The 25,419-nt window shown below is 53.7% G+C and carries 28 protein-coding genes and 1 pseudogene; 8 read left to right on the top strand and 21 right to left on the bottom strand.

Annotation, left to right across the window (positions count from 1 at the left end):
* Nucleotides 1–242 precede the first annotated feature (242 nt).
* Together FH749_06425 and FH749_06430 are read right to left on the bottom strand one after the other, a co-directional pair.
* Nucleotides 243–1,211, bottom strand: coding sequence for a hypothetical protein (locus FH749_06425; GenBank protein ID MTI95110.1), 969 nt, complete (start codon nt 1,209–1,211; stop codon nt 243–245).
* A gap of 137 nt (nt 1,212–1,348) precedes the next feature.
* Complete coding sequence (locus FH749_06430; protein MTI95111.1) at nt 1,349–1,552, bottom strand: zinc ribbon domain-containing protein; 204 nt, start codon at nt 1,550–1,552, stop codon at nt 1,349–1,351.
* A 71-nt stretch (nt 1,553–1,623) separates the two neighbouring features.
* On the opposite strand from FH749_06430, the gene FH749_06435 reads away from it, so the two are divergent.
* Nucleotides 1,624–2,109 (top strand): QueT transporter family protein, encoded by a 486-nt coding sequence (locus tag FH749_06435; GenBank protein ID MTI95112.1) that lies wholly within the window; start codon nt 1,624–1,626, stop codon nt 2,107–2,109.
* A 62-nt stretch (nt 2,110–2,171) separates the two neighbouring features.
* On the opposite strand, the gene FH749_06440 is transcribed toward FH749_06435, so the two are convergent.
* The 7 genes from FH749_06440 to yedF all read right to left on the bottom strand — a co-directional run bounded on the left by FH749_06440 (nt 2,172) and on the right by yedF (nt 8,840).
* Nucleotides 2,172–3,539, bottom strand: coding sequence for a hypothetical protein (locus FH749_06440; protein ID MTI95113.1), 1,368 nt, complete (start codon nt 3,537–3,539; stop codon nt 2,172–2,174).
* 113 nt (nt 3,540–3,652) lie between these two features.
* The gene (locus FH749_06445) at nt 3,653–5,074 is read right to left on the bottom strand and encodes a hypothetical protein (protein ID MTI95114.1); all 1,422 of its coding nucleotides are present in this window, start codon (nt 5,072–5,074) and stop codon (nt 3,653–3,655) included.
* 95 nt (nt 5,075–5,169) lie between these two features.
* Complete coding sequence (locus tag FH749_06450; protein ID MTI95115.1) at nt 5,170–5,907, bottom strand: hypothetical protein; 738 nt, start codon at nt 5,905–5,907, stop codon at nt 5,170–5,172.
* Between the two features lie 79 nt (nt 5,908–5,986).
* The gene (locus FH749_06455; protein ID MTI95116.1) at nt 5,987–7,174 is read right to left on the bottom strand and encodes an amidohydrolase; all 1,188 of its coding nucleotides are present in this window, start codon (nt 7,172–7,174) and stop codon (nt 5,987–5,989) included.
* 85 nt (nt 7,175–7,259) lie between these two features.
* Nucleotides 7,260–7,595, bottom strand: a complete 336-nt coding sequence (locus FH749_06460) for a rubredoxin (protein MTI95117.1) — start codon at nt 7,593–7,595, stop codon at nt 7,260–7,262.
* Nucleotides 7,596–7,622: 27 nt separating this feature from the next.
* Nucleotides 7,623–8,120 carry a rubrerythrin family protein gene (locus FH749_06465; protein MTI95118.1) on the bottom strand — a complete coding sequence of 166 codons (498 nt, stop codon included), beginning with the start codon at nt 8,118–8,120 and terminating at the stop codon, nt 7,623–7,625.
* 153 nt (nt 8,121–8,273) lie between these two features.
* A complete protein-coding gene (yedF, locus tag FH749_06470; GenBank protein MTI95119.1) occupies nt 8,274–8,840 on the bottom strand; it encodes a sulfurtransferase-like selenium metabolism protein YedF in 567 nt (188 codons plus the stop codon).
* Nucleotides 8,841–8,939: 99 nt separating this feature from the next.
* Here yedF and FH749_06475 point away from each other — a divergent pair, with 99 nt between their 5' ends.
* Together FH749_06475 and FH749_06480 are read left to right on the top strand one after the other, a co-directional pair.
* The gene (locus FH749_06475; protein ID MTI95120.1) at nt 8,940–10,061 is read left to right on the top strand and encodes a putative DNA modification/repair radical SAM protein; all 1,122 of its coding nucleotides are present in this window, start codon (nt 8,940–8,942) and stop codon (nt 10,059–10,061) included.
* Nucleotides 10,062–10,805 carry a DUF4130 domain-containing protein gene (locus FH749_06480; GenBank protein ID MTI95121.1) on the top strand — a complete coding sequence of 248 codons (744 nt, stop codon included), beginning with the start codon at nt 10,062–10,064 and terminating at the stop codon, nt 10,803–10,805.
* A gap of 75 nt (nt 10,806–10,880) precedes the next feature.
* On the opposite strand, the gene FH749_06485 is transcribed toward FH749_06480, so the two are convergent.
* From FH749_06485 to FH749_06515, 7 genes and pseudogenes are all read right to left on the bottom strand, one after another.
* Complete coding sequence (locus FH749_06485; protein MTI95122.1) at nt 10,881–11,843, bottom strand: HAMP domain-containing histidine kinase; 963 nt, start codon at nt 11,841–11,843, stop codon at nt 10,881–10,883.
* Nucleotides 11,844–11,976: 133 nt separating this feature from the next.
* Nucleotides 11,977–12,930 (bottom strand): diacylglycerol kinase family lipid kinase, encoded by a 954-nt coding sequence (locus FH749_06490; protein MTI95123.1) that lies wholly within the window; start codon nt 12,928–12,930, stop codon nt 11,977–11,979.
* 186 nt (nt 12,931–13,116) lie between these two features.
* Nucleotides 13,117–13,575: a DUF1893 domain-containing protein gene (locus tag FH749_06495; protein MTI95124.1), complete on the bottom strand. Its 459-nt coding sequence runs from the start codon at nt 13,573–13,575 to the stop codon at nt 13,117–13,119.
* On the bottom strand, nt 13,554–14,096 hold the full coding sequence (locus FH749_06500; GenBank protein ID MTI95125.1) for an ECF transporter S component: 543 nt from the start codon (nt 14,094–14,096) through the stop codon (nt 13,554–13,556). The genes FH749_06495 and FH749_06500 overlap by 22 nt, the downstream gene beginning before the upstream one ends.
* 122 nt (nt 14,097–14,218) lie before the next feature.
* A pseudogene (locus FH749_06505) lies at nt 14,219–14,407 on the bottom strand (hypothetical protein).
* On the bottom strand, nt 14,404–14,787 hold the full coding sequence (locus FH749_06510; protein ID MTI95126.1) for a hypothetical protein: 384 nt from the start codon (nt 14,785–14,787) through the stop codon (nt 14,404–14,406). The pseudogene FH749_06505 and the gene FH749_06510 overlap by 4 nt, the downstream one beginning before the upstream one ends.
* A 235-nt stretch (nt 14,788–15,022) precedes the next feature.
* Nucleotides 15,023–15,301 (bottom strand): DUF503 domain-containing protein, encoded by a 279-nt coding sequence (locus FH749_06515; GenBank protein MTI95127.1) that lies wholly within the window; start codon nt 15,299–15,301, stop codon nt 15,023–15,025.
* Between the two features lie 162 nt (nt 15,302–15,463).
* On the opposite strand from FH749_06515, the gene FH749_06520 reads away from it, so the two are divergent.
* Nucleotides 15,464–15,796 (top strand): YlbF family regulator, encoded by a 333-nt coding sequence (locus tag FH749_06520; GenBank protein ID MTI95128.1) that lies wholly within the window; start codon nt 15,464–15,466, stop codon nt 15,794–15,796.
* A gap of 35 nt (nt 15,797–15,831) precedes the next feature.
* On the opposite strand, the gene FH749_06525 is transcribed toward FH749_06520, so the two are convergent.
* The 5 genes from FH749_06525 to FH749_06545 all read right to left on the bottom strand — a co-directional run bounded on the left by FH749_06525 (nt 15,832) and on the right by FH749_06545 (nt 22,897).
* Complete coding sequence (locus FH749_06525) at nt 15,832–17,130, bottom strand: hypothetical protein (protein ID MTI95129.1); 1,299 nt, start codon at nt 17,128–17,130, stop codon at nt 15,832–15,834.
* A 114-nt stretch (nt 17,131–17,244) separates the two neighbouring features.
* Nucleotides 17,245–18,021, bottom strand: coding sequence for a hypothetical protein (locus FH749_06530; GenBank protein MTI95130.1), 777 nt, complete (start codon nt 18,019–18,021; stop codon nt 17,245–17,247).
* Between the two features lie 3 nt (nt 18,022–18,024).
* The gene (fdnG, locus tag FH749_06535; GenBank protein ID MTI95131.1) at nt 18,025–21,006 is read right to left on the bottom strand and encodes a formate dehydrogenase-N subunit alpha; all 2,982 of its coding nucleotides are present in this window, start codon (nt 21,004–21,006) and stop codon (nt 18,025–18,027) included.
* A 14-nt stretch (nt 21,007–21,020) separates the two neighbouring features.
* Nucleotides 21,021–21,863: a formate dehydrogenase accessory protein FdhE gene (gene fdhE, locus FH749_06540; GenBank protein ID MTI95132.1), complete on the bottom strand. Its 843-nt coding sequence runs from the start codon at nt 21,861–21,863 to the stop codon at nt 21,021–21,023.
* Nucleotides 21,864–22,009: 146 nt separating this feature from the next.
* Nucleotides 22,010–22,897 (bottom strand): HAD family phosphatase, encoded by an 888-nt coding sequence (locus FH749_06545; GenBank protein MTI95133.1) that lies wholly within the window; start codon nt 22,895–22,897, stop codon nt 22,010–22,012.
* Between the two features lie 121 nt (nt 22,898–23,018).
* On the opposite strand from FH749_06545, the gene FH749_06550 reads away from it, so the two are divergent.
* The 4 genes from FH749_06550 (at nt 23,019) to FH749_06565 (ending at nt 25,193) form a co-directional block, all read left to right on the top strand.
* The gene (locus FH749_06550; GenBank protein ID MTI95134.1) at nt 23,019–23,465 is read left to right on the top strand and encodes a GNAT family N-acetyltransferase; all 447 of its coding nucleotides are present in this window, start codon (nt 23,019–23,021) and stop codon (nt 23,463–23,465) included.
* Between the two features lie 64 nt (nt 23,466–23,529).
* Nucleotides 23,530–24,051: a signal peptidase I gene (lepB, locus tag FH749_06555; protein ID MTI95135.1), complete on the top strand. Its 522-nt coding sequence runs from the start codon at nt 23,530–23,532 to the stop codon at nt 24,049–24,051.
* Between the two features lie 70 nt (nt 24,052–24,121).
* On the top strand, nt 24,122–24,856 hold the full coding sequence (locus FH749_06560; protein ID MTI95136.1) for a folate family ECF transporter S component: 735 nt from the start codon (nt 24,122–24,124) through the stop codon (nt 24,854–24,856).
* Entirely contained in the window at nt 24,837–25,193 is a 357-nt protein-coding gene (locus FH749_06565) for a hypothetical protein (GenBank protein MTI95137.1), read from the top strand. Before FH749_06560 ends, FH749_06565 begins: the two co-directional genes overlap by 20 nt.
* Nucleotides 25,194–25,419 lie beyond the last annotated feature (226 nt).

Below are 25,419 nucleotides of genomic sequence, written 5' to 3' on the forward strand. Positions count from 1 at the left end.
GAGGGTGGCTACTGAGGGATAAGTCCCCAGCCATACCCTCCAATGGGGATACTAGCCTAATAATGGCCATGGGTAGATGCTAATTAAACTAATTGGTGGTCATTACGACCATATCTGCAGTGGAATCATTAGTAATTCTACTTGTTTTCACTAACTCCTTCTAAAATTTATATTTTTTCAGCAAAATATAATAATTTGTAAAGGCACCTGCCAGTTCGCAGGTGCCTTTAATACTGTTCAGTCTATTTTTTGCTTAACTTACGTAGACCAACCAGAGCAGCGCCAACGCCTACCGGCAACAACCACATAACGTTAGTCCCGGTTTTAGGCAGTTCCTCTTTTTCGTCATCTTCAATCACCGGATCTTCTTGCTCATCTGCAGATTCCTTGGGATCTTGTGGATCTGCAGGCTCTTCCGGATCCTCCGGCTCTTCGGGCAATGTCAGCTCAGTTCCGGCTAGGCCGGCGGTTGCTGTACGGCCGTTGAGATTCCATACAATATTACTGCCATCCCAATCATGAATCACAAAAGCATTGGTTTCATGAACGCCAAATCCGGTACGGCCAGGGCGACCCTCAACTACATTGGGGAAGCCAAATTCTGTGGGCAGCAACTCCTGATGTGTGTCGGGGGTGATAAAGTTACTAATATCATCCCTTGCCACATCGACTTCATACGGTTGCCCCGCCCGGGTACTGCGGTTCTCATAACCGAAATACGCGGAGTATGTTCCGTCCTCATGCTCTACCCAGCCTTCAAAGATTGGGCTGATGTCGATTACGGGTTTAAACTCTTTGTCTGGATTGATGCTGGCAGTAGCAGTACTGCCGGCCAGACTCCAGACAATGTTGCCAACACCGTCCCAATTCTCAATTACAAAGGCGTTGGTTTCATGGATCCCGAAACCAGTCCGTCCAGGACGCCCCTCGACAACACCGGGGAAACCAAATTCCGTGGGCAACAATTCGCTGTAGGTATCGGGAGTAAGTTTGTTTGTAATGCTGTCTTCTGCTGTGACCACATAAGGTTCGCCGCCCAGCGTACTCCGGTTTTCATAGCCAAAGTACAGATTGTATGTCCCATCATCGTTTTGAATCCAGCCTTCAAAAATCGGGCTGATGTCAATTACCGGCTCCTCACTAGCAGCAAACAGTGTCATCGGCGATAACACCAACAACACAACCAACAACAACGCACATCGTTTCGCCATGCAACTCCTCCTAAATATTGATAGGACATATTATTCCCATGTGCAGGAGAATATGCTTAATATTCCAATTTTGCTTAACAAAAACAAACCGAACTGAAAATAACAGTCCGGTTTGTATACAATAATCTGTTATTCGGTTAACAAGAGCTGCAGTTGCCGCCGGGGCAGCCGCCACACTTGTCGCCGCCCTTTATCCCCGGTGCGGCAAATGAAGATACGATTCGCTCCAGGCCGCGGCAGCCACAGTGAGCGCAGACCAGTTCTTCACCGCTCTCCCCCATCTTGCACAGCTGTTCCATTTGCCCGGCGCACTTTTTGCATTTGAATTCGTATAAAGGCATGGAATCCCTCCTCCAGTTAAATTATAATAAATGAGTTGCCGGAGTGCAATTATTGTCAAGGAGTGGTTGAAATGCTGACAAAACATTTGGTTCGTGGCGGCGTAATTGCCGCTTTATATGTAATCCTTACTGTCCCCCTGGCCTCCCTGGCCTTTGGGCCAATTCAAATCCGCCCGGCGGAAGCGCTTACGGTGTTGCCAATCTTGTTCCCTGAGGCAATTCCCGGGGTATTTATCGGTTGTTTGCTGGCCAACACAATTTCCATGTTTGGCTGGATAGACATAGTATTTGGCAGTTCAATTACTTTGCTGGCCGCAATTGTTACCCGTCTCACCAGAAAGACAGTCTTTGCGTTTCTGAGCCCGGTCATTTTTAACGCGGTGTTAATCAGTACATATGTGGCCTGGTTTATCACTGATGAATGGTTCTCTACCACATACTGGGTGGCCTACGGCCAGACCGCTGTTTCAATTGCCATCAGTCAGGCGATTGTGGTCTTCGGCCTTGGCGTACCGCTGATTGCCTGGCTGCGCAAAGTTTACTTACATGAATATTAACTTCTGCATATTTGACTTAATCATCATTCTAGGGCTGCCCGCGGGCAGCCCTAGTCTTTGTACTAATCGTCTTCACTGTTCTCAGTATTTGTCTCGTCTTCGCTTTCAGATTCATCTTCATTTCCGGACTCTTCCTGGTCCTGGGGATCCTCTTCCTGGTCACCAGCGCCAGGGTCGTCATTGTCGTCACTATCCTGCTCTCCACCCGAATCGTCACCTGTGCCCTCGTCAACTTCATCCTGTTCATCAGACGGGTCGACTCCCTGTCCCTCATCGGCCTTGGGTGGCGGGTCATGCTCGCTCTCATCGTCAGGTTCTTCGTCAGGAAGGGGCGGATACAAGGTATCGGTGGGCCTTGGGTCGACACTTATGCCCCAGATATCTTTGATTAGCTCCACCCTGGCTTGTTGGTCGATTAGATAGTACCAACTGGAGAAGCTGACATTTTCGCTCATTCTGCCCATACCCAGTGAGCCCGGCATAATGTGGGTGTTAATGTTATCCGGGCGTATATTGTGGGTGGCAAACAAGGCCAGGGAAGCCATTTGTTCAACTGTGAGGTTGGTCTCCACATTGTTGCGCATGTTCATATAGACTTCCGGCGCCTTTAGCAGCTTGTTGGCCCGACTAAACTGCTCGAAAGCTGCTACCATAATCTGCTGCTGATTTTTATTACGCTGAATATCGCCAAGGGCAAAGTCACGGTTACGAACATACCAAAGGAATTGACGCCCGCTGAGTCGTTGATATCCTGCTTCCACAACCAAATTTCCATGGCCGGTATAGACATTGGTCTCGACATCGTACCAAACTCCACCGAGGATGTCGATAATCTCGCTGACGCCATCCATGTCCAGGGAAACCCAATAATGGATTGGAACGTTAAGCGCCATGCTCACCGTCTGGCGCACCGAGTTGAGACCGCTTTCATGCCGCTCCTGGGGATCTGTGAGGCCGGTAATCGCTGTGCTCCAACCGTAATAGTAGGAAGCATTGATCTTATCCCGGCCGCCACCCCGGTCATAGATGGGCACCAAAGTGTCCCGGGGAATGTTAATTACATCCACCTGGCCAGTTTCCAGGTTGACAGCCGCTACCATCAGCGTATCAGGGCGGTATGAGTCATGGGTTTCGTCCCGGGCTTCGTTGCGATCAAAGCCAAATAAAGCTATGTTGATAATATTTTCATCAAAGGCCTCGTTAATATCGAGAATTCCGTCATCATCATTGTCGGGCCATTCCACATCACCGGGTATTAGCCGACCTTTGGTATCGTTTAGACGCTGCCAGTACCAAGCGCCTGTTAGAGGCACGGTGATGAGCAAGAAGATGCTGGTCAAGAGAAGGACACGTTTTTTTTTGCTCTGGGAATTAAACCAACGGCGGGCTTGTCCCAATTTATTGTGTATGTTTTGTAGTAATTTTTGCAAGCTCTACACCCCCGTGTGCTTTATTATACGGTGACAAGCAAGGTTTGTAAATTACAGATATTGCTTTCAAAAAACAGCCCGCCGGTGGCGGGCTGAATTGTGTAATCGTCAGTCTAGTTGTCTGCTTCGTTATCGTCCTCTTCGCCGTTCTCATCTTCGTTATCGCTGTCGCAAGTGCATTCTTCTAAATTATTACCACACTTTTTGCACTGTTCCTCGTCCTCACAATCGCCTTCGCAACCAGGCTCACCGCAGTCACAATCTTCTTGGTCTTGACAGTCGCCGGTGCATTCAGGGTCACCACAGAATTCACACTCGTTGTCTTCATCTTTTCCGTTGTCCCCGTTATCATCGCCACCGGTACCATTGCCATTTCCATTCCCATTGCCATTTCCAGGCGGAACCTCCGGCAGTGTGGCGTCATCCTCTTCTTCTTCGCCATCATCATCGGGAAGCGGTGGCAGCAAGACGTCGGTGGCGCCAGGTGTGACGGAAATGCCCCAGATATCGTATATCATTTGGGCCCTGGCCTGCTGATCTATGATGTAATAAGTGTTGGCGCGGGTATAACGCTCATTGGGACGACCATAGGCCATGCGCCCGGGCAAGATGTGGCTCTCGATGTTCTCGGGCTTAATATTGCGAGTGGCAAAGAGAGCGAGGGAGGCCATCTGTTCCACCGTGAGATTGGTCTCCACGTTGTTGCGCATGCTCAGATATACTTCCGGAGCTTTTACCAGTTTGTTTGCCCTGGCGAATTGTTCGAATGTTGCCTTCAACAGATTCTGCTGGTTTTGCACGCGGCGCAAATCGCCATCGTAGAAATCCCGGGTTCGGGCATACCAGAGAAACTGACGGCCATTGAGCTTTTGGTAGCCCTTTTCGATGACACGGTTACCATGACCGGTGTAGACATCGTGCTCCACGTCATACCAGACCCCGCCCATGATGTTTACAATCTCAACCACACCGTCCATATCCAAGGAAACCCAATAGTGGATTGGCACATTCAATGCCATACTCACGGTCTGACGTACTGAGTTGAGGCCACTCTTATGTTGCTCATCGGGGTCAGTAATGCCAGTAATTGCTTTGTCCCAGCCATAGTAGTAGGAGTGGTTGATCTTGTCTTTACCGCCCCCGCGGTTGTAAATAGGAACCAAAGTGTCCCTGGGAATACTGACCAGGTCCACCTCCCCGGTCTCCAGGTTGATGGATGCGACCATTATTGTGTCTGGCCGGTAGGCAATGTAGATTTCGTCCCGCGCTTCTGTGCGGTCAAAGCCAAAAAGGGCGATGTTGATTATGTTCTCGTCAAAAGCTTCCCAGATATCTAGGATTTCATCATTGTCACCTTCGGGCCATTCCACTTGGAGGCGCCCTTTGGTATCGCCCAGACGGCTCCAGTACCAACTGCTGGCTGCGCCTGCCACCGATCCGGTAAGCAGGAGCACGATTACAGTAACGGTCAGGACCCGCTTGGCCTTGGGCAGCGATCTATACTTTTTTTTGATTTTGCGAAAGAATGCTTTCACACCTACACCCCGTTTATTCAAAATTTCACAAGATTAATTATACCTTATTTGCGGTGAAAATTACCGCATTAGAGAAATTTATTATAGTGTCTCGGTCAATCGACGCTGAACCTAGCGATTCCAAGCACAGAGTGGTCGCCGTCTGCCAGTCCGGTGACCCGCAGGCGGTATTCACCAGGAGCAAGCTCGGCTTCACCGCTGAATTCCAGCGTCCCGCCCGGAGGAATAATGGTGGTATTCTGGCCGAAATCGTGGAATGTGCATTCAACACCGTCCCAGGTATCATAGTCGACCATCTTCTCTAGGGCCAACGCCTGGCTGCCGCTGAGGACGGCAGGGGTTTCTTTGTGGTTCTCCAGGCTGAACCTCATTACCTCGCCCAGCTCCACCGCCACCAAGAAGTCCGGCTCTGTAACCTTGATTCGGGGTGATTCCAAGCTAAACCGGGTGCCGTCTTCACCAAAGTATCCCTGGATAACCAGGCGGTAGGTGCCAGGGCTGAGGAACTCCGGCGGTATTTCGTAGACAATCTCGTCGGCGGCGGTGGGTTTCATGGCATGGGAGGGGGCGGGGTGGTAATACTCTGACCAACTGTTGTTCTGCCGACGGTAGATTGCCACCCCTTCCCAATTGGTTGGCAGGAAAAGATTGAGCTTCTCGGTATTTTCGATGACCAAAGTTACTCCCTCGTCTATAGCGTAAACTGTAGCCTGAACAGCGGCTGCCAACAGCGGTTCATCGGTGTTCTTACCACAAGATGTTGCCGCATGGATCAACACAGCGAAAACACAAATGATGGCGACAGTGATTAGAAACGACCGAAATCTGGCCATTGGCCTCCACCTCCCAGGTTATTGCACACCTATATAGTTAGACGTAGAAACACATGATTTTGTTTCAAAAACTGGTAAACTATTTTTTCGTGTACTCCAAAGCGGTTCCGGCCAGCAGGGCGGTTCCCATCCAGAGCACATCTTCATCCAGGTCAAACTTGGGGTGATGATGGGGATAGACAATACCCTTGTCGGGATTGCCGGCGCCCAGGAAGAAAAACGTGCCCGGCACCTGCTGCAGGAAAAAGGACATGTCTTCGCCGCCCATGGTGGGCGTGGTCAGTTCCACTACGTTTTCGCTGCCGACAAGCACTTCCGCGGTTTCGGCAAAGAGCTGGGTGAATTGCTTGTCATTTACCACCGGCGGGTAGCCATCGCCGTAGCTGAAGTTATATTCGGCGCCCCAGGCCTTACAGATATTTGCCAGCACTTGCTCCATGCGGTTGCGTAGCTTATCGCCGGCCGGCTGATGGAAGTAACGAATTGTGCCTAGCATATCCACCTGCGGTGGAATTATGTTGTGGGTGGAGCCACCCTGGATCTTGCCCACGGTGAGCACCGCCGGATGCAGGGGTGAAATCTCCCGGCTGACGATGCGCTGCCAGGCGCTGACCACTTCAGCGGCAATTACGATTGGGTCCACCGTCTCATGGGGCATGGCGCCATGACCGCCCTTGCCAATGACATTGGCCTCAAAACTGTAGGTGGCAGCCATCATCGGGCCGTAACAGACGCCCACCTGTCCGGCTGTCAGCTCCTTGGCAATCAGGCCGAGATGGCCTCCGACAATCGCCTGAACCTTGTGGCGGCTGAGGACACCATCATCTATCATTGCCTTAGCGCCGCCCAGGCCTTCTTCGGCCGGCTGAAATATTATAACAAAAGTCCCTGACAAATCTTGTCGCATTTCGGCGAGCAGTTTCGCTGCGCCCAGCGCCATGGCCACATGACCATCATGGCCGCAGGCATGCATCTTGCCAGGATATTTGGAAACATATTCGTGTTCGTTGGCTTCGGTAACGGGCAGGGCGTCCATGTCGGCGCGGATGCCGATGACCGGGCCGGGCTTGGCGCCACGAACGATGCCGACCACACCACTTTTCCCGACCCCTGTTTCTACTTCGATGTCCCACTGCCGCAGTTTTTGCGCTATGTACTCCGCGGTTTCCTCTACTTCGTAGCCGATTCCCGGATGCTGATGGCACCAACGCCGCCATTCCACCAGCTGGGGTTGCAAATTGCGGGCAGCTTCCTTCAGATTTTGCAAATTAACGCCTCCCTGTCAGAATATTATAGCCAATATAATCCAAAAAAACAGGCGAAGTCAATGCTTCGCCCTGTTCTCTGTGGTTTTAGCCCCACTTGCCTTTGCCCATGTGGTTCTCAATTTCGGCCTTGGCAGATTGACGGGCAAAAGCGGCAAATTCTTTAACTTCGGTGTATAGCTTGACACAACCGGGATCGAGATTATCTTCGATGCCCTGTTCGGACATCTCCTCGATACCCTCCAACAGGCCGATCAAATCCATGAGCAAACCATTGCTGAAGCGGCTGCGCTCCACCAGTTTCGCTTTGTCAGCTTCCAGTTGGTTGAATTTCTCCTGGGGGGCGCCACACTTGGGGCATTTTTCCGGGGCGCCTTCGCCTTCATGCAGGTAATTGCATACAGAACATTTCCACATAATAATCTCTCCTCCCAGTTATTTATTGTAGGTTTAGTAGTTTTCCGCCATCAATTCATACCAGCTTTGCGGATGGAAGCAAGCGGGGCAAAGCTCCGGCGCTTCTTTGCCGGTATGTACATAACCGCAGTTCCGGCACTTCCACTGGGTCTCTTCGCTACGCTTGAAGACAACTCCATCCTTGATGTTTTGCAAAAGCTTGAGATAGCGGGCCTCATGATGCTCTTCAACTTCGGCCACTTCGTGGAAGAAGTCGGCGATTTCTTCGAAGCCCTCCTGGCGGGCCACTTCCTCAAACTCTTTATACATTGTTGTCCATTCGTAATTCTCACCATCAGCGGCGTCCTTGAGGTTTTCCATGGTGTTGCCGATGCCACCAAGATACTTGAAAATTTGCTTGGCATGGGCGCGCTCATTGTCGGCAGTTTCCATAAACAGGCCGTGGATTTGCTCATAGCCCTCTTTTTTGGCGACTTGGGCATAGAAAGTATACTTGTTCCTTGCCTGGGACTCGCCGGCGAATGCCGCCATCAGGTTCTTTTCCGTTTGAGTTCCTTTCAGGGACTTGCTCAACTCAACCACACTCCTTAAATTTTTTCGTTATAGTAACAGTAATAGTTACTGATAACTACATGTTACCACAGGTTGTCGCGCTTGCCAACCCTCAACTTAAACATTTTCACCTTAAATAGTTATGACCTTACCGGCCGTTTGTATTCCTTCAACAATCTCGTACATATTGGTGACCCGGCCGATATGGAGCTCACTCTGAAGCTTAAAAAAGTCCAGGCAGGTGCCACAGCACGCCAGGTCCACACCCCTGTCCGCTAGGGGCTGCAAATGGGAGCTAAGGGCGTCGGGACCGGCACAGAGCCGAACGCCGGCGTTTAAAAAGTAAATCACGGCTGGCGGAGGGCCTTCGCCGATGGTGTGCAACAGGCTTTTCATCAAAACTCGACCCAGCTCTCGGTCACCGCTCCCCAAGACGTCGGCAGTCAGCAGCCAGACCGGGGCCTCCCCCTTTGGCGATTCGGTGGCGGCGCCGGGACTATTGACCATAAAGCGTACCAGGGTTCCCGAGGACTTACATGTATATTCACAGCGGTTAGCATCCAAAAGCCGCCCGACATTGCCGGCGGCTTCCGGGGTATCCACCAGCACCTCCAATGGGAAAGGGCCTTTGGCCAGCGCTTTTTTTACATTCAGAACCGGTTGCGGGCAGGCCTGCCCGCGACAATCGACTATTTGCATTTTCTTCACTCCGCAGGTAATTTGTTTCTTTAGTGTATCACAATGAGCAACAGTTTACACCAGAACATATGTTTGGTATAATGTTTTTGGGGTGAGACTATGGAGACTTTGGCTAAGTTACAGGTTTTGGGCGAAGGCGCCAAATATGATATCTGTTCCTCAACAAGCGGGCCCCAGGGTTCCGGGGTCTGCCAGTCCTTTACCCCCGACGGACGTTGCATTTCCTTACTCCGGGTGCTGATGAGCAATAATTGTGAGCGGGACTGTGCCTACTGCCCCAACCGGGTGCAGCGGGATGTGCCGCGGACAACATTTGCCCCGGAAGAGCTGGCGCGGTTGTTCATGGATTTTTACCGGCGCAATTACGTCTCCGGCCTCTTCCTCAGCTCCGGAATTGACGACAACGCCGACAAAACCATGGATAAAATGCTGGCGACGGCCGAGCTTTTGCGCAGTCAGCATGGCTTTACGGGCTACATACATCTGAAACTGATACCCGGTTGCAGCGCCGGCCATATCCAGGAGGCAGTGCGGCTGGCCCAGCGGGTCTCGATAAACTGTGAAACCCCGGACCAGGAGAGCCTCGCGCGCCTCAGCCGGGCCAAGAGCTGGGAGGATATTACCGGCGCCATGGAAATGGTGCGGACGCTGACGGCAGCCGATCGCGGTCGCCAGTCCACCCAGTTCATCGTTGGCGCCGCCCAGGAGACCGATCTGGCGATTCTCAAGCGGGCCCTGGACTGCTACCGGCGCTATAACATGCTCCGGGTCTACTTCAGCGCCTTTGTGCCGGTGCCTGATACGCCGCTGGCAGTGTTGGACCGCACCTCCCTGGTGCGGGAGCAGCGGCTCTACCAGAGCGATTTTCTCCTCCGCCAGTATGGGTTCCGTGTCGAGGAACTGCCCTTTGTCGACGGTCAATTGCCCCTGGACCAGGACCCTAAGCTCGCCTGGGCCCGGGCCAATCCCGGCTTCTTTCCCCTGGAGGTGAACCGGGCCACCCGTAAAGAGCTCTTGCGAGTGCCCGGTATCGGGCCGGTTTCTGCCGGCAGGATTATAAAGGTGCGCCGTCAGGGTACGATTGCTAATCTCAATGAGCTGAAGAACATTGGCGTTGTCACATCCCGGGCCGCACCCTACCTGCTGATCCGGGGCAAGCTGGCAATGCCGAATCGGGCACAGTTCAATTTCCAGCAGTTAAGTTTGTTTGGAGGTGACTAAATGCTCAAGTTTGACCTTACCCCCGACGCCTTTGTGCGGGCAGCACTCTTGCACCTCCGGGACGGGGTGGAGATTATCGCCGGCGATGAGCAGACCTTGTTTCATCCGGCCCTGGACACCGATGACCCTGCCGTTCACCGCCGGTTCCTGCAATTGCTGGAATCGGAACGCTGGGGGAGCGCCTTGGGCGAAGGGCGCATTCGCAGTCTGCTGTTTTTCTGCCTGCGGCACCGAAGTCGTAACTGGGCATTGATGGTTTCGGCGCTTGCCGAGCTTCTGGAGCGCGGCCCGGAATATCTGCTGGGGGGTGCTGGCGAGGCCAGCCACAAACTGTTGGCGATGCGCAGCCAGGTGGTGCGGGAAATTCACCGCCTTACCGGCTTTACCCGCCTGACGCCCGTTCAGGAACTGCTGGTAGGCGAGGCGCCAACACGGCACCTCACAGGCGATTTGGTCGCCTTGGGGCTGGCGCGACGCAATCCCGGCACCCCACTGGTGCTGCTCACGCCCCAGGGCGATTGGCTGGCGCTAAAGGGCAGGGTGCGCCCGGTGGACGGGGCCCCCTTCCGCAGTCACCTGGACAAGGATTCATTTCGCCGGACCTGGCTCACCTATTACCGCAGCCAGTTCATCGATGAGCGCAACAATCCCCGGCATGCCGCCCGGGCCATACCCCGGGAATACTGGCAGTGGCTGGCGGAGGGAGAAGAATTGGACAAGGCGCGACGCCAAAAACGAGAATAGTGTTTTTGGCGCGGGAACGAACTGGTCGAACTCGGGCATTCAGATTAATAAAAAAGAGCTGCAGCAAGTAGTTTGCTACAGCTCTTTTGTTGCTCCAGGGACAAATGCAATCTGAACGGCATTGCCGTCACCATAATCCAAATCCAGATGGGCCTGCATCAGGGTCAGTAAATAGCGGGCGGACATCAGGCCGAGGCCGCCGTAGAACTCTTCCGAGAGCATTCGCAAATCCCTGACTCGCCCTTCGCCGGCAGCGATCACAACACTCACTCGGCCTTCAGACGTCTGGGCAATGCTGACCCGGCCCGGGCTGTTGCCCGTTGCCTGCTTTACTAGGCTGATGAACCCGCCCAGCACCACTTTTGCGTGCTCAAGGGCACCGATTACCGGCGGAACCGCCTCCGGTATCGCAAGCTCCCAGTCCATCAAGCCCCGGCGGTCCATGGCATCCCGAATGGTGGCAACAAGGTCAAAAGTATCCATAACAGGCAGTTCATTACTCAAGCGCCGCACATAATTGCCAAATTCCTGCATTGTTGTCGCCTCACGCAGCGCCAGCTCCAGAAAATTAAAGTTGGGGTTGGATTCAGGCACAGAACGTTTTAGCATGTGCAAACAGTTAAGCACAGTGGTAAGGGGGTTATTGACCCGATCCCCTGCCTCTAACGCGAAATCCTGCATCATCCGGTACACCTCCAACATGCTGGCCGTGGACAGAAAGTTCATGTGCCATTTGAGCAGCACAACTTCCCCGTCCTCTCGCTGAATCAGCTGACCGGATACCTGAAACGGAACATCGCACATGGTCATCGAGAGCATGGGCGGTTGCTGATGTTTCCGAACCAAGGAAATGAAGTCTTCCAGGATGTCCCCCGACTGGAGTTGCCTGATATTTACTTCTTGCAATGGCTGTTCAAACAACCAGGCAGACCACTTGTTATGCCAGATGATTATATTATTAAAATCTAGGAGCAACATCGGTGTCTGTTTGTGCGTTCCCCAATATTCGATTAAATCTATGGGCAACTCCAGAGTCATCACCTCCCGGTCTAGTTATATTCGCCAGAATTCGCCAATATCCTCTTTGACACAAGCTACTATCGGAGTGCTTTTTTCGACATATTTCGTTACAATACCAGAAAAACTGCCACCAGGGCAGTTTTTCAAATTCCTAGACCAAAACCCGCAGGGCCTGGGGGCGGACGCTAAAGCGGGCGGGCGTTGTCCCCGGGGCCTCGCCGTCTAGCTCCAGGAGCAACGGCCGCTCGGCTTCAATGACAACCTCCCGGGCCGGGAGCGTAAAGATTTTCGGATGGCTGAGATGGGTGCCTTTATAGACTTTGGCCAGGTTCGCCAACAATATGGGCTTGGGCATCCCCTGGATAACTACTAAATCCAGAAGTCCGTCGTCCAGCTGGGAATCGGGGGAAAGATGCATGCCGCCGCCTAAGTAACAACCGTTGGCGAGGCCGGCCATGGCCAGCGACCCGGCATAGACTTCCTTGCCGTCGGCGATTACCTTTGCCGGAGCGCTCCGGTACGAGAGGATTGACCACAGGGTGCCGTAAAAGAAGGAGAGAAATCCGCCGGCGGATTTGGAGGTGTGGTTGACCCGGTTGGCAACTGTCCCTCCCAGTCCGGCATCGGCGATGTTTACAAACCAGCGTGTGGCTCTGCTGCCATCATGGGCGGTAAACTCCACCTGGCCCAAATCGATGCAGCACTCCCGATTCGCGACAATCCGGTCAATAGCTTCTTTGTAGTCTTTGGGGATTCCCAAAGTGCGGATTAGGTCGCAGCCGGTGCCCCGGGAAATTATCGCCAGGCGCGCCTCGGGGTTGATGGCCTCGCCGCCGTCGAAGAAACCATTGACCACCTCGTTGACAGTCCCATCGCCACCGATGGCCACCACCGTTTCAAAGCCCCGCTGCAAAGCGGCGCGCACCAGCTCAGGCGCCTGATAGGGTTCGATGGTGAGAGCGCTTTCAAATTCCAGCCCCTTATGTTTAAGGTATTTGCTGATTTCCGGCCACACCTGACGGGTGCTGCCGTTTGCAGATGCAGGATTGACAAGCACGAATATTTTAGACATTAAAAGTCCACCTTTCGGAGAAACATTAAACATCTATCAATTCGCTGTCGGGGCTGTATTTTCCTGCAACGGGAGCACGGGGACGGTTCTCCTGCTCCCGGGCGAACTGTCCCTAACGGTGCAGAGCGGTAGGTTATTTTGTTGGGTTAAACCTGGGTGTAACGATACCCACAAAAAACCGGCCCAATTTAAAATAACGGGGCGCGGAGCCCCGTTATTTTAATGAATCACTTTTTCTGCTTGTTGGGTTTTGTTGGCGCCCTGCAGTTCTTGCAAGAGCTGGCGGATTGCAGCGACGCCTTTTTCCGGCACAACGGTGAATTCGGTCGCAGCTTCGATGGGGCAGGGGCCAGTGCCCTGACGGTTCTTGATACACGGAACGATTTTTTCGGCGCTGTAGAGGATGCCGGCGGAACTGAAGACTTCGGCTGCGCCCTGGCTCATCAGCGGCGTGTGAACAGCTTTGACTTCGCCTAGGGCGGCAATCATTGCTGCGGCCCGGCCGATGACTTTGTCCGCCACGGCGCTGCCGGGCAGAACATCGCTGTCCAGTGCATCCAGCAGCGACTTGACCCCGGGCAAAGAGCTGGAGAACAGCTTGCGTCCGTCCCGCACCACCACCAGAGACTGGTTTTCGGTTTCGAGAATTTCCGCTGCTATCTTGAGATCTCCGCCCATGGGCTCCGCCTCCTTTCCACTGCATGCACCAGAATCGGGATGATTGCCAACTGAATTGCAATTCCCGGAATACCGGTGGTGATTGCTGTAGTTACAAACGCCAGCGGTGTAAAGGCGAACTCATAGCCCAGTACGCCAATAAACACCCACACCGCGAGGCCCAGGGCTATTCGCCCTGCTATCAACGCTCCGGGCAGGGCCAGGGATATGTTCAGTTTAAGTTTGCGGTATAGCAGGGCCGCAAATAAACCCAGCACCGGCAGCTCCACCATCATAAAGATGAGCTGGGGCACAGGCGCCATCGGCGGCATTGCTCCGCCGGTAATAAAGTGGCTAATTAGTGGTGAAAACAAACCTACGTAGATGCCGGCCCAGGGACAGACCAAAAACCCCGCCAGCAGGACAGGAATGTGCATGGGCAGAAATACCGGCCCGGCGATGCCTGTGGAATGAAACAAAAAAGGCAGGACAACGCCCAGGGCCAGAAGCAATGCACCCCTGACCAGGTTATGAAGTTTCATAAATAAAGCCTCCTTAGGGATTAGAAAATAATAATAGTCCCTTCTAGTTTCGCCGGGAGATTGAATAATCCTGCTCTCGAAGCATGGGTAAATACTGGTCCCAAAACCAAAAAAACACCGGATCAGCAATGATCCGGTGGCGGCAATTGACCTTCCAGCTCGATAAGTCCGGCGTTTTCCAACTCCCGTACCACCTCAAACAACGAGTCTTTTTTGTCCTCCGGGAGTTCTCAAACAAAGAGATTAATTTCCCGGGGTATTGTCCGCATCCGAAACCGCACGTCCGAATATTTAATGGTTGGCATTTTCATCCTTCCCAGGCCGGATAGAGCTGCCTGTGCAAATGCCCGCGGGTCAACCACAGACAAAACTCAACGACTACACTGTTCCAGTTCCGGCAATGTAAATAAAAGCCCTGGGGCAAATTTTGCGGCCAGATCTCGACGACAATCACGTTCTCGGGACGCCGAGACCAGAGCACCCATGTCCAGGCCTCGCTCTTGTCTCGAAAGCGCAGGCGGTAACTGGGCTCGCCAAAGCGGGCCAGCATCAGCTGCAGACAGTATTCAGAATCCCATTGATAGTACATACTCCGCAGCAGGGGCGATATTGTTCCCAACGGAACCCGGGCCTTTTCGGCCATGCGACGTGCGCTGGCCCCCCGCAAAAGGTGAATTCTTTCCGGGCGCACAGGCAACCTCCTTCCCATGGTTTTTACCTAGTGTGCGCACTGGATGGCAATTTATTCTATGGGTTCATGGCGCAGCTCTCGGTTCTTCTGGTATAACCATCGGGACTACTCTGCATACACCTATTCGGCAAGGGCTGCTGCTACCTGGCATGTTGCCGGAATCAGAAAATATTTGGCTACATTAATATACACGTGAATCTGTTCCCAAATCCGCGATTATTCCTTGCCAGATTCCTTAAAGTTCTTCGACTGTATAGTCGAGAATCTGGACGGCCTGGGTCTCGATATGATTGACGACATTTTCCATGAGCTGGCGGCCGCTGTCGCTGTCGGGGCCGACCCAGCTAAAGGCGAGTTTGGCCCGGTTGTGGTTGTCGTGGTCGGCGGCTTCGTGGACGGAGAGGTTGTTGTGGCGGTGTAGCTTGTGGAGCAGGGGGCGGATGATGCTTCGTTTTTCTTTGAGGGAACGGACGCCGGGCAGACGCAGGTGGACGGTGAGGAGCAGGATGTGCATGGGGGGCCTCCTTTCAGGCGTTGTGTGGAGTAGTGAGGACCACAACAGCGTGGGGTACGCGTTTGTGTGGAGCAGTAAGGAGAGGTTTTTTACTGGGTCACTTTATACTGTTACATTGTCCGCAAAAACCTTATATGCTAAACTAAGGATATCCGTTAGGAGGTGTATATATTGAGTATTCAGGACAAGACTCGCGAGCTGGCTACTTTGATTCGTGAGTCTGAGGAGTATCAGAATCTGCAATCTGCCCAGTCCCGGGTTAAGTTGGACCCCAACGCCCAGGATCTGTTAACCAAATTGCAGGAAGCCCAGGGCAAGTTAATCCAGATGCAGCAGTCCGGGCAGGCCGTTGATGAGCAAACTGTTACGGAAATGCGCAATCTGGAATCCCAGATGCAATTGAATCTGACCCTGAAAAACCTGGTTGAAGCCCAACAGGCGTTTGAAAAGCTGATGGGCCAGGTGAACGAAACCCTGTCGGAAGCCCTGCGTTAAAATTGGCTGCCTCTTTAGAGGCAGCCAGTTTTTTTTTAATTTGCCAGCTGCCGGACTCGCACCTGGCCTTCGAGGCCAAAGACGATGTAATTATCCAACAGGGAGTAAATCCGATAAGCGCCGTTCCGTTCTATAACCCGCAGGCCGGCGCCGGGGGTTATCCGAACCAGCTCGTCGGCGCGGCCGCCAATCAAAAATCCTTCCTGCCAGCGCCAGTTGCCCGGTTCTATACCGCTGAGATCGTGAACCACCGAACTGTCCAGGTCGAAATACCAGAGCTGGTCGTTGCCGCTCGCGGCCAATACGGACTGGCTGGTGGCCGCCAGCAGACGCCAGCGTTCACGGTTTTCGGGCAGTTCCAGCACCGGCTGCAGGCCGGCGTCTTCGTTCCAAATCCAGAGAGTATCCCAGGTGGCGCCAAAGTAATCCCGCTGGCCACCAATAAAGTACAGTATATCCCAGTCCGAGGCCCAAAGCAGCGAACCGGCTATTCCCTCAAGCTCCAGCTGTTCTTGGGCGGCACCGGGGGTAGAATGTCCGATGGTATCGTCCTGACGCCAGGCGTAGCGACTGCGCTCCTGGTTCCAGCGCAGGTCCTGGAACAAAGGCATGACCTGCTTCTCGCCGGTTGTGAGGTTCAAAAGCGCTGCTTCCTCGCCACTGGTCGGATAGACAAAGTAGGGGCTGTTTGTCACCGCACCCATCCAGGCGGGCCATTCGCCGCTCACGGCACAGGCGGTGTCTTCCAGACGGGCCACTACCTCAGCGTCGGGTATCTGGGTGAGGCGCGGACCTGTCACAGGCGCAAGATACCAATTGCCCCCGTATTCCCAGATCGGACGCCGGCGCAGGGTTTCCGGCACCCAGGCATTGTCCTGCCAGACAATCTCCACCTGGTCAAGGCCGGTGTCAATTTCCGCCAGAGCCCAATTACTGTTGCCGCCACCATCACTGGCCTGGAGGAGCAGGCGGGGCCAGGCGAAGCTAAACTGTTGCGGCGTTACGCCGGCAAAGGTAAGCGCATCAATGGTTTCGATTGTGCGTGCGCGCACATCCAGGACGTGAAACCCAACCACACCCTGATTGTTGTCCAGAACCAGAAACTGATTTTCGTGCTCGGGCAGCTCGTACACCGCCAGGGGCTCTCCGAAATCTTCGATAATTAAATCGCCAGCTTCCTGGGAAATATCAAGTTCCGCTGGATATTCGCCCTTAGCCGTTGAGTCCCAGAGGTTGATGATGACCGGACGATCAGGAGCGGCACTGGGGGGACTAGGATTGGAGCAGGCTGTGAGTAGAAAAAGTACGAGTATAGCCGGAAGGATTTTTTTCAAGTCAGGCACTCCTTTAAAAGTTTCTATTATATACCCTCTTATATGTTCTTCTTTTTCTGTTTCCGTTTGGGGAATTCCTGCAAAAAAATAACCGGATTGCTCCGGTTATTGAGATTAAAGCGTATGCTTTTGCTTTTTGAGTATCCGTTCGCCCCGCCAACGCAGACCGGCGGTGATCAGGCCGGCGAACAGGCCGACGGTAGCCAGATGTCGCATCGGGAGTTTCGCCGCCTGCCAGGTCCAGACCCCGGCAGTATGTCGGGGGTTATCCGGCAGGCCGTACTCGGAGGCAGGCTTCAACAGCACGTAGAGCCGGCTGAGGCCATCCAGTTCTTCAGCGCCGTACAGCCGGGCCTCGGAATGGCCCTGTTCCTGGAGCACTTCCACCCGCTGCCGCGCCTTCTCCAGAAGCTCTTCCCGCTTACCGTAGATGATTGCCTCGTTGGGACAGGTAGTGACGCAGGCCGGCTGGTAGCCGTTGACCACCCGCTCGATGCAGCCTCTGCATTTGGCCATTTTGCCGGTGACCGGACTGATATGGGGCACGTCAAAAGGACAGTGGTCAACACAGAGACCACAACCTACACATTTCTCGCGATCATGCCAAACTGCCCCGGTCTTGGAGCGCCGCACAGCTTCCACCGGGCAGACCCGGATACAGGCCGCATCGATGCAGTGCATACAGGAGTATTTGGCAAACAACCACCGGCCACTCTCGGTTTCGGTGAACAGGATGTGGGTCCAGGTATGGGCCTGGAGCACCGGCGGGTTGGTGTATTCGCCCCGGAACTTGGTGATTCCGGCGGGAAGGCGGTTCTGATCTTTGCAAGCTACCTGGCAGCCGCGGCAGGCCATGCATTTGCTGGTATCGATGAACGCTGCATTACCCATCTCTTACGCCCTCCTTATATCGCACAAGAATGCCTTGTACTCGGGAATTGTGGTGTTGGGGTCGCCGACATGGGGAGAAAGGACATTGGCGCTATCGCCGGGGAACAGGCCCCGATAGCCCCAGTGCCAGGGCATGCCAACAATATCGACCATTTTGCCGTCCACTTCCACAGGCTTCAGGCGCCTGGTCACACAGGCAACGGCCCGAATCTCGCCCCGGGGGCTGGAGATAACCACCTGGCGTCCGTTCTCCACGCCCAGCCGGTTGGCCAGCTGCACACTGATCTCGACAAACATCTCGGGGATCAGCTCCGCCAGCCAAGGGCTGTTCCGGGTCATGATTCCGCTCTGCCAATGCTCGCTCACTCGATACGTCGTGGCTATGCACGGATATTCATCGCTGGTTGCCAGTTGGCCCAGCCCCGGCCAGTAGATAATGGTCGGGTTCACCTGTTGCCGGGAAAGAAGATTTTTGGCGGGACTTTCCACCGGCTCGTAATGTTCGGGCAGTGGCCCGTCAACCATGGCAGTGGTGGCGAACAGGCGTCCCTGGAGTTCGGGCAGCATGATAAACGGACGTTTTGCTGAAGTCTCAGGCGGTGTATCCGCCCAGACAAAGTCGGGCACGTCATTGCGCTTCCACTCGCCATCCTCCCACCAGATTAGCGGCACTTCCGGATTCCAGGGCTGGCCCTGGGGATCCGATGCGCAGCGGTTGTAGAGGATGCGCCGGTTCAACGGCCAGGCGAAGGACCAGTCGGGATGGGTACCGATTCCGTCGGTTTCCCGGATCCGACGCTTGGCTGGCGGGTCCTCCAGGTCGTTGTAATAGCCGGAGTAAATCCAGCAGCCGCAGGCGGTGGAACCGTCGTCTGCAAGGGCAGTGAAGTTGGATAGCGGCTCTTTGCTTGCGGTATCGTACCCGTTGATTTCCAGGGCCACCCGCTCTATATCCGGTTCGCCGGTATCATCGCCGCCATATTCCCAATTCAAATTGAGAATCGGCTCCGGGCACACCCCGCCCTGGGCATAGAGGCCGCGGATTGCCTTAAACAGCTTGTCGGCTATCCACAAATCGCTCATTGCTTCGCCCGGGGGATGCACTGCCTCATAACGCCACTGAATCCAGCGGCCGCTATTTGAGACCGAACCGTCCTTTTCATAGGAAGCTGCGGCTGGCAGCAGGAAAACCTCGGTTTTGATGTCGGCGGGATTGACGCCGGGGCGGCGCCAGAAGCTGGCGGTCTCGGTTTCAAAAATATCCACAGCCACCAGCCAATCCAGCTTTTCCAAGGCCCGCCGCTCGAGATTGACACTGGGCCCGCCAACGGCTGGATTCTGGCCCCAGGCAAACATACCCTGGATTTTGCCCTGGTCCATATCTTCAAAGATGGCGATATGGGAGCGGTTTTTGCCGTCCAGCTTGGGCAGCCATTGATAGCCGTATTCGTTGTCCCTGGTGGCGTAATCCCCCCACCAGGCCTTGAGCAGGCTGATCAGGAATTTGGGTTTGTTGGACCAGTAGCCACTGGCTGGTGTCTCTTTGGCATTGTAATCAGCCAGGGTTGGGTGTAAAGCGGCCTGGGGCATCCCGATATAGCCGGGGATAATATGGAAGAGCATCGCCATATCGGTGGATCCCTGGACATTGGCCTCGCCCCGCTGGGCGTTGACGCCACCTCCGGGGATACCAACATTGCCAAGGAGCAATTGCAGCATCGCAATTGCCCGCACGTTCTGGGAGCCGTGGGTATGCTGGGTAATACCCATGGCATAGAGAATATTGCCGGCCTTGCCGGGCTCGCCGGTGGCGCAAAAGACTTTGGCCACCTCGTCAAAGTCCCGGAGATTGCAGCCAGTGATGGCGCCTACAGTCTCCCGGTCATAGCGAGCGTAATGGTTTTTGAGGACCTGGAACACCGAGCGGGGATGGGAAAAGGTCGGGTCCTGTTGGGGACTGCCGTCGGCATCCAGCTGGTACTGCCAACTGCTGGTCTCGTATTTGTCCTCGTTCAAACCGGAAAACACGCCGTCGGCAAAATCATAGTCCTCCCTGAGAATGTAGCTGGCGTTTGTGTAATTAAGCACATACTCATGGTGGAAAAGTTCGTTCTCCAGACAATAGTTGATAAGACCGCCCAAGAGGGCGATGTCAGTGCCGGGCCGCAGCGTCAGATGAATGTCGGCGACGGCTGTGGTTCTGGTCACCCGGGGATCGACGGCTATCAGTTTGGCGCCCCGGGCCCGGGCTTTGTCTATCCAACGCATGGACATGGGATGGTTCTCAGCGGTATTGACGCCGATGGCCATAATTACATCGGAATGCTGATAATCAATCCAGTGGTTGGTCATCGCTCCCCTGCCAAAAGATGCGGCCAGACCGGCCACGGTAGAGGAGTGTCAGAGCCGGGCGTGGTGATCGATATTCACCAAACCCAGGGCCCGGGTCAATTTAGCCAACAGGTAATTTTCCTCATTGTCCAGAGCCGCGCTGCCCAGGTGTGCAATGGCAGTGGTGCGATTGACTGTAACCCCGTCCACTTCCGTTTCGAAACTGGCATCCCGGGTCGCCTTGACCCTAGAGGCAATGCGGTCCAGAGCCCAATGCCATTCCCGCTCCTCCCAGATATGGCTGTGGGGAGCGCGGTAAAGCACCTTGGTCAGGCGGTTGGGGTTAATTTCCTGCTCATTATCCCGATAGTTGTAGACCGAATTTAGGTTCAACAGCGAGGCGCCTTTGCTGCAGAGCGCCCCCTCATTGATCGGGTGATCCGGATCGCCGCTGACGCTGATCAGCTTGCCTTCTTCGACAAAACAGAGGGCGCCACAACCACAGGAGCAATAGGGGCAAATGGTGGGCACTTCCTTGGCGTGCTGCAGACGGTAGCTGATACTGGGCTCTTTGTCCCATTCACAACCGGCAAGGGCGCCCACCAGGGCCGCGGTCCCGGTAAACTTTATGAACTCGCGCCGGGTTAATTTCATGGATATCACCTCTTTCAGTAGGCATTGGAGTGTCCAGACGCAGGCCGGAATCCGTCCTGCTGCGCCAGAACATCCAAGTGCATGGTGCTTAAGTTTTCCAGCATCAGGTCACAATCTTCAGGCCTGCCCTGACAATCGGTAATTTTTAAGTAATGATTACATTCACTACAGAGCTGAACCCGGTGATTTTTGTCCTCAGCCAATGTCAGTGTGTGAATCTTGCCACTATCATGATTACTGCAAACCGGGCAGACGAGACGGGGGAAAATCCATCTGGTTTCACATAACCAGCAGCCCAACACCCGGCGTCCGTCCCCCGGCCGGTTGCTGCCGTTGACGGGGAATTGGCCGCAAACCGGACACCAACCCATTTGCCAGCGCTCAAAGAGCTTTTGATTCTGCTGGCTGGCAAAGCTTGTGTAAAAGGGAACAATCGCTGCCTGCAGCAGGGGGACAAGCACTTCCGGTTTGATACCGCTAATCTTATCCAGGCGCACCTCCCGCACTGTCAACTCCAGGGCGCCGGTTACGTCCTGTTCAGGGCAATCTGCTAAAGAATTAAACATTTGCTCCAGAACCTGATCGTCCAGTCGGGAAAGCAACGGCGCATAGTCGATCCCGGTCATCTCGGCAATCACCGGCGCAAGATGCAGCAGCACCTCCCGGAAACGGAGCGCGGATAAGGGAAGCTTTTCACATTCCAGGGCATAGTTGCCACCTAGGCGCTCCATAGGCTCGACAGGCAAATCGGCCCTGATTTTCTCCTGGTAACGTCGTTGTACCGCGAGAATCTGACGAAAACGCGGCTCGACACCGGGGAAAAACTCATCCATAGGCGGGGCATGGGATTGGCCCAATCAGCATTCCTCCTTTAACTTTGGATTCATAATTAAGTTATGCTGCTGCATTGACAAATCCTGCCACCATAAAATTGTCGTATTGGTATAAGCAAAATTTTTCACAAAATAAAAAAATGTCAGCCGTAGCTGACATTTTGTAATACTTACGCTCCCCGTGTGGCCTCGCTGAACTTGTCGGTAGCGAGAATAAAATCGCGAATCACTGCAGCAACCCCATCTTCTTCGTTGCAGAGGGTGATGTGGTCGGCCAGGTCCTTTAGTTCCTGATGGGCATTGCCCATTGCCACTCCAAGACCGGCGGCCTTAACCATTGTCAAATCGTTAAGATTATCGCCCACGGCAATTACCTGCTCCATAGGAATCGCCAGTTCTTTGGCCAGCCAGGCCACGGCTGCCCCTTTGGAGGCGCCGGCGGGCATCAGTTCCAGATACATGTGTCCGTTATACCCGGGGTAAAACTCGAGACTAATCCCTAATTTGCCAAATTCCGCGTGCAGGCCTGAAAGTTGGGCCTCGCTGCCAGCGGCGAAAATTTTATGGGTGTTGATTGCATCCTGACGAAGCTTCTCCTCCAAACCCGATTCCCGGCAGAGCCGGTTACGTCGGAATTCCTGAAAACCGTAGAGCAAATTGGCCGGAGTTTTATGCTCGACAATCATGTTCAACCAGCGCCAGAAACTAAAACCGGGACCGGCGCAGCTAATCCCGTCGTTATGGAACACGTGCACCAGGGTATTGGCAGCCAGCATCGCTGCCACCGCCTCGGCCGCAAGCTCCGGCGCAAAGGCGGACTCATGCAGCACTGTGCCGTCGGGCTTGCGCACCACGGCGCCGTTGGCGCAGATTAGCGGCAATTCTATTCCCAAATCTTCGGCATAGGGCAGTGCCGAATGAAAGCTGCGGCCGGTTGCCAAGGTGACCTGAACGCCTTGGCTGCGGGCAGCCTTCACAGCCCTGCGGGTAGCCTGGGTAAGTTGAAGTTGTTTGTTTATCAAAGTGCCATCGATATCAAGGGCAATCAATTTATACATTTGAGAAGTCCTCCTTTCCGTCTATTATATATATCCCAGTACTTAATTCAATACAAAGGAAAATTATTTATTTTCCCTGGTCCCTGTTTTTTGGTATAGTAATAACAGGGAGGAGATAATTTTGTGTGAGATTCGCACCGTGGAACCGGATGATTTTCGCCATTTGCTGATGATTGAAGCCGAAAGCTTCACCGGCGGCTACAGTCCTTATTTCCTTAAAATGGCGCCAACTTTATTTGGCAATACTTCGCTTTTGGCAATAAAAGGTCGCAGCCCCTTGGGTTATATTATGTGTGCCCGAGAGCAGGGCAACCCCGGCCGCGCCTGGATCATGAGCCTGGCAGTGCGTCCTAAAGCGCGCAATCAGGGACTGGGCGAAAAACTTTTGGTGCAGACCCTCGACATACTAAAGGCCGAAGGTGTTCAGGATGTCAAGCTATCGGTAGAGCCGGATAACCACACCGCCCTGGGTATCTATCAACGTCATGGTTTCACTGCCTGCAAAACTGTCGATGACTTCTTCGGACCCGGCCAGCATCGTTTGCTGCTGAAAAAAATTCTTGAATAAAAATTACCAATAACTAATATTTATCTATTTAGTGTCTATAATGTACTGACAGTTGTGAACGGAGGTGCTGCCGGTGGCCGGCAAAGAAATCTGGAGCTGGGTAAAATCTCTGGCGCTTGCAATCATTCTTGCCTTGCTTATTCGGGAAAATGTCCTGGCCTTTTACATGGTTGATGGAACCTCAATGCTGCCAACCCTCAATGACGGGCAAATGGTTGCTGTCAACAAATTAGTCTACCGCTTCGGCGAACCTGACCATGGCGATGTCGTGGTCTTCCGGGACAGGGGCGCCGGCGGCGGACGGGTGCTGATCAAGCGGGTAATCGCCATCCCCGGTGACACTGTGCAAATAAGTGAAGGACAGGTCTGGGTTAATGGTCAGCAATTGGAAGAAGAATATATCACCGCCGACACCGAAGGCAACCTTGGCCCGTTGTTTATTGAGCCGGGCTTTATCTATGTTATGGGCGATAATCGCAATCCGGGAATGAGCTGGGATTCCCGGGCATTTGGGCCCATCCCTCTGCCCAGCGTCCTCGGTCGGGCGGAATTCGTGATTTTTCCTTATCCCCAGGGCATCGACTGATTGCTATATATATGTTATAATCTCTCTGAAAGGCAGAGTAGGCGCTGCGCGTTAAGTGCCGGAGGATGGGATGTGGCCTCCGGACGAAAGGGGTTTGCCCCTGCGGTGCAGAGCCGCGTCCGCTGCCGCCCACGAAAAGGCTGCTTGCCCCCCTTTTCTGGGCTGGACGTTAACCTGCCCAATAAAAGGGAGGTTTTTTATTTTAATGAAACATTTTACATCCGTACGGACACTTGTACTGGCCGGACTTTTTGTCGCACTTGGAGTGACGCTGCAATTTTTTTCTATTGAAATGCCATATTTGCGTGTGGGCTTGAGCCCGGTACCGACAATGCTGGCGGGGCTGACCATGGGGCCCGTTGCTGGCGCCATGGTAGGACTGACCAAAGATATTACCGGCTTTATCATCAAACCAATGGGCAGTTTTTTCCCGCCCATCACAATTATTCAAATGCTTTACGGGGTACTGCCGCCTTTACTTCTGCCTCTGATGCTGCGGCTGATGAAGCCGCTTTGTAACTGGCTGCGCAATGAACTGCCCCCTTATTATCTGGCAATCGGCCTCACCCAGTTTATTGCCGGCGGGCTCTTGATGCCTGCAGCATTAAATATTCTTTTGGACGGGCAGGTAACCACACAACTTTATGCGGCCAGGTTTGCCATGCGCCTGCCCCAACAGGTCTTGCATATTGCCGCCTATCCATTGGTAACCTATTTAATGGTTCATGCCCTGGCCCGGGTGCGGATTAATGTCAAGGCAAAATACGGAGTTAAGAGCGAGGTCTATGAAAGCCCACTTTCTTGAAATTGACAATCTAAAATCTGCCCGGGCGGAAATTACCCGGGTGGGGGCAAGCCCGGTAAGCGTAAACATCATGGCGCCCAAGGCCGTGTTCCGGGTAATCAAGGTTTACGATCTCACCCCGACCCAAGCCAACATCCTCAAGCAAGAGATGTTGAGCAAGGGCGGTGAAGCCGCTGTCGGCGATCAAGTTGTCAACTGTCGCCAGGACAGAACCGATGCACTGCTCTGTGGCACCGTTGCCCAATTTCGCAGGGTGATCCGCACGCTAAAAATTCAACCGGTGGGTCTGCCTGAACTGGCATCGGAACTGGAAAAACTGCTAAAAAAACTAGAATAGTTTAAAAAAGCGGGAAAATCCCGCTTTTTTCCTGTCTATCTCGTCATCTTGGAGCAATTTCCCTGTAACATGTCTGTAACAAACTCTTGACTAAATTAACCGGACAAGTATAATGGTTTACGAAAGGGATAAGGTCTTTTTCTGAGAATAAAAACAAGCAAGCTAATTCTCTTTGTTTGTTAGCAGGAATTTCAAATACTTTATAGAATAATTTATTAGGTCTCAA

The sequence above is a fragment of the Bacillota bacterium genome (genome assembly GCA_009711825.1).
Classification (GTDB): Bacteria; Bacillota; Proteinivoracia; order UBA4975; family VEMY01; genus VEMY01.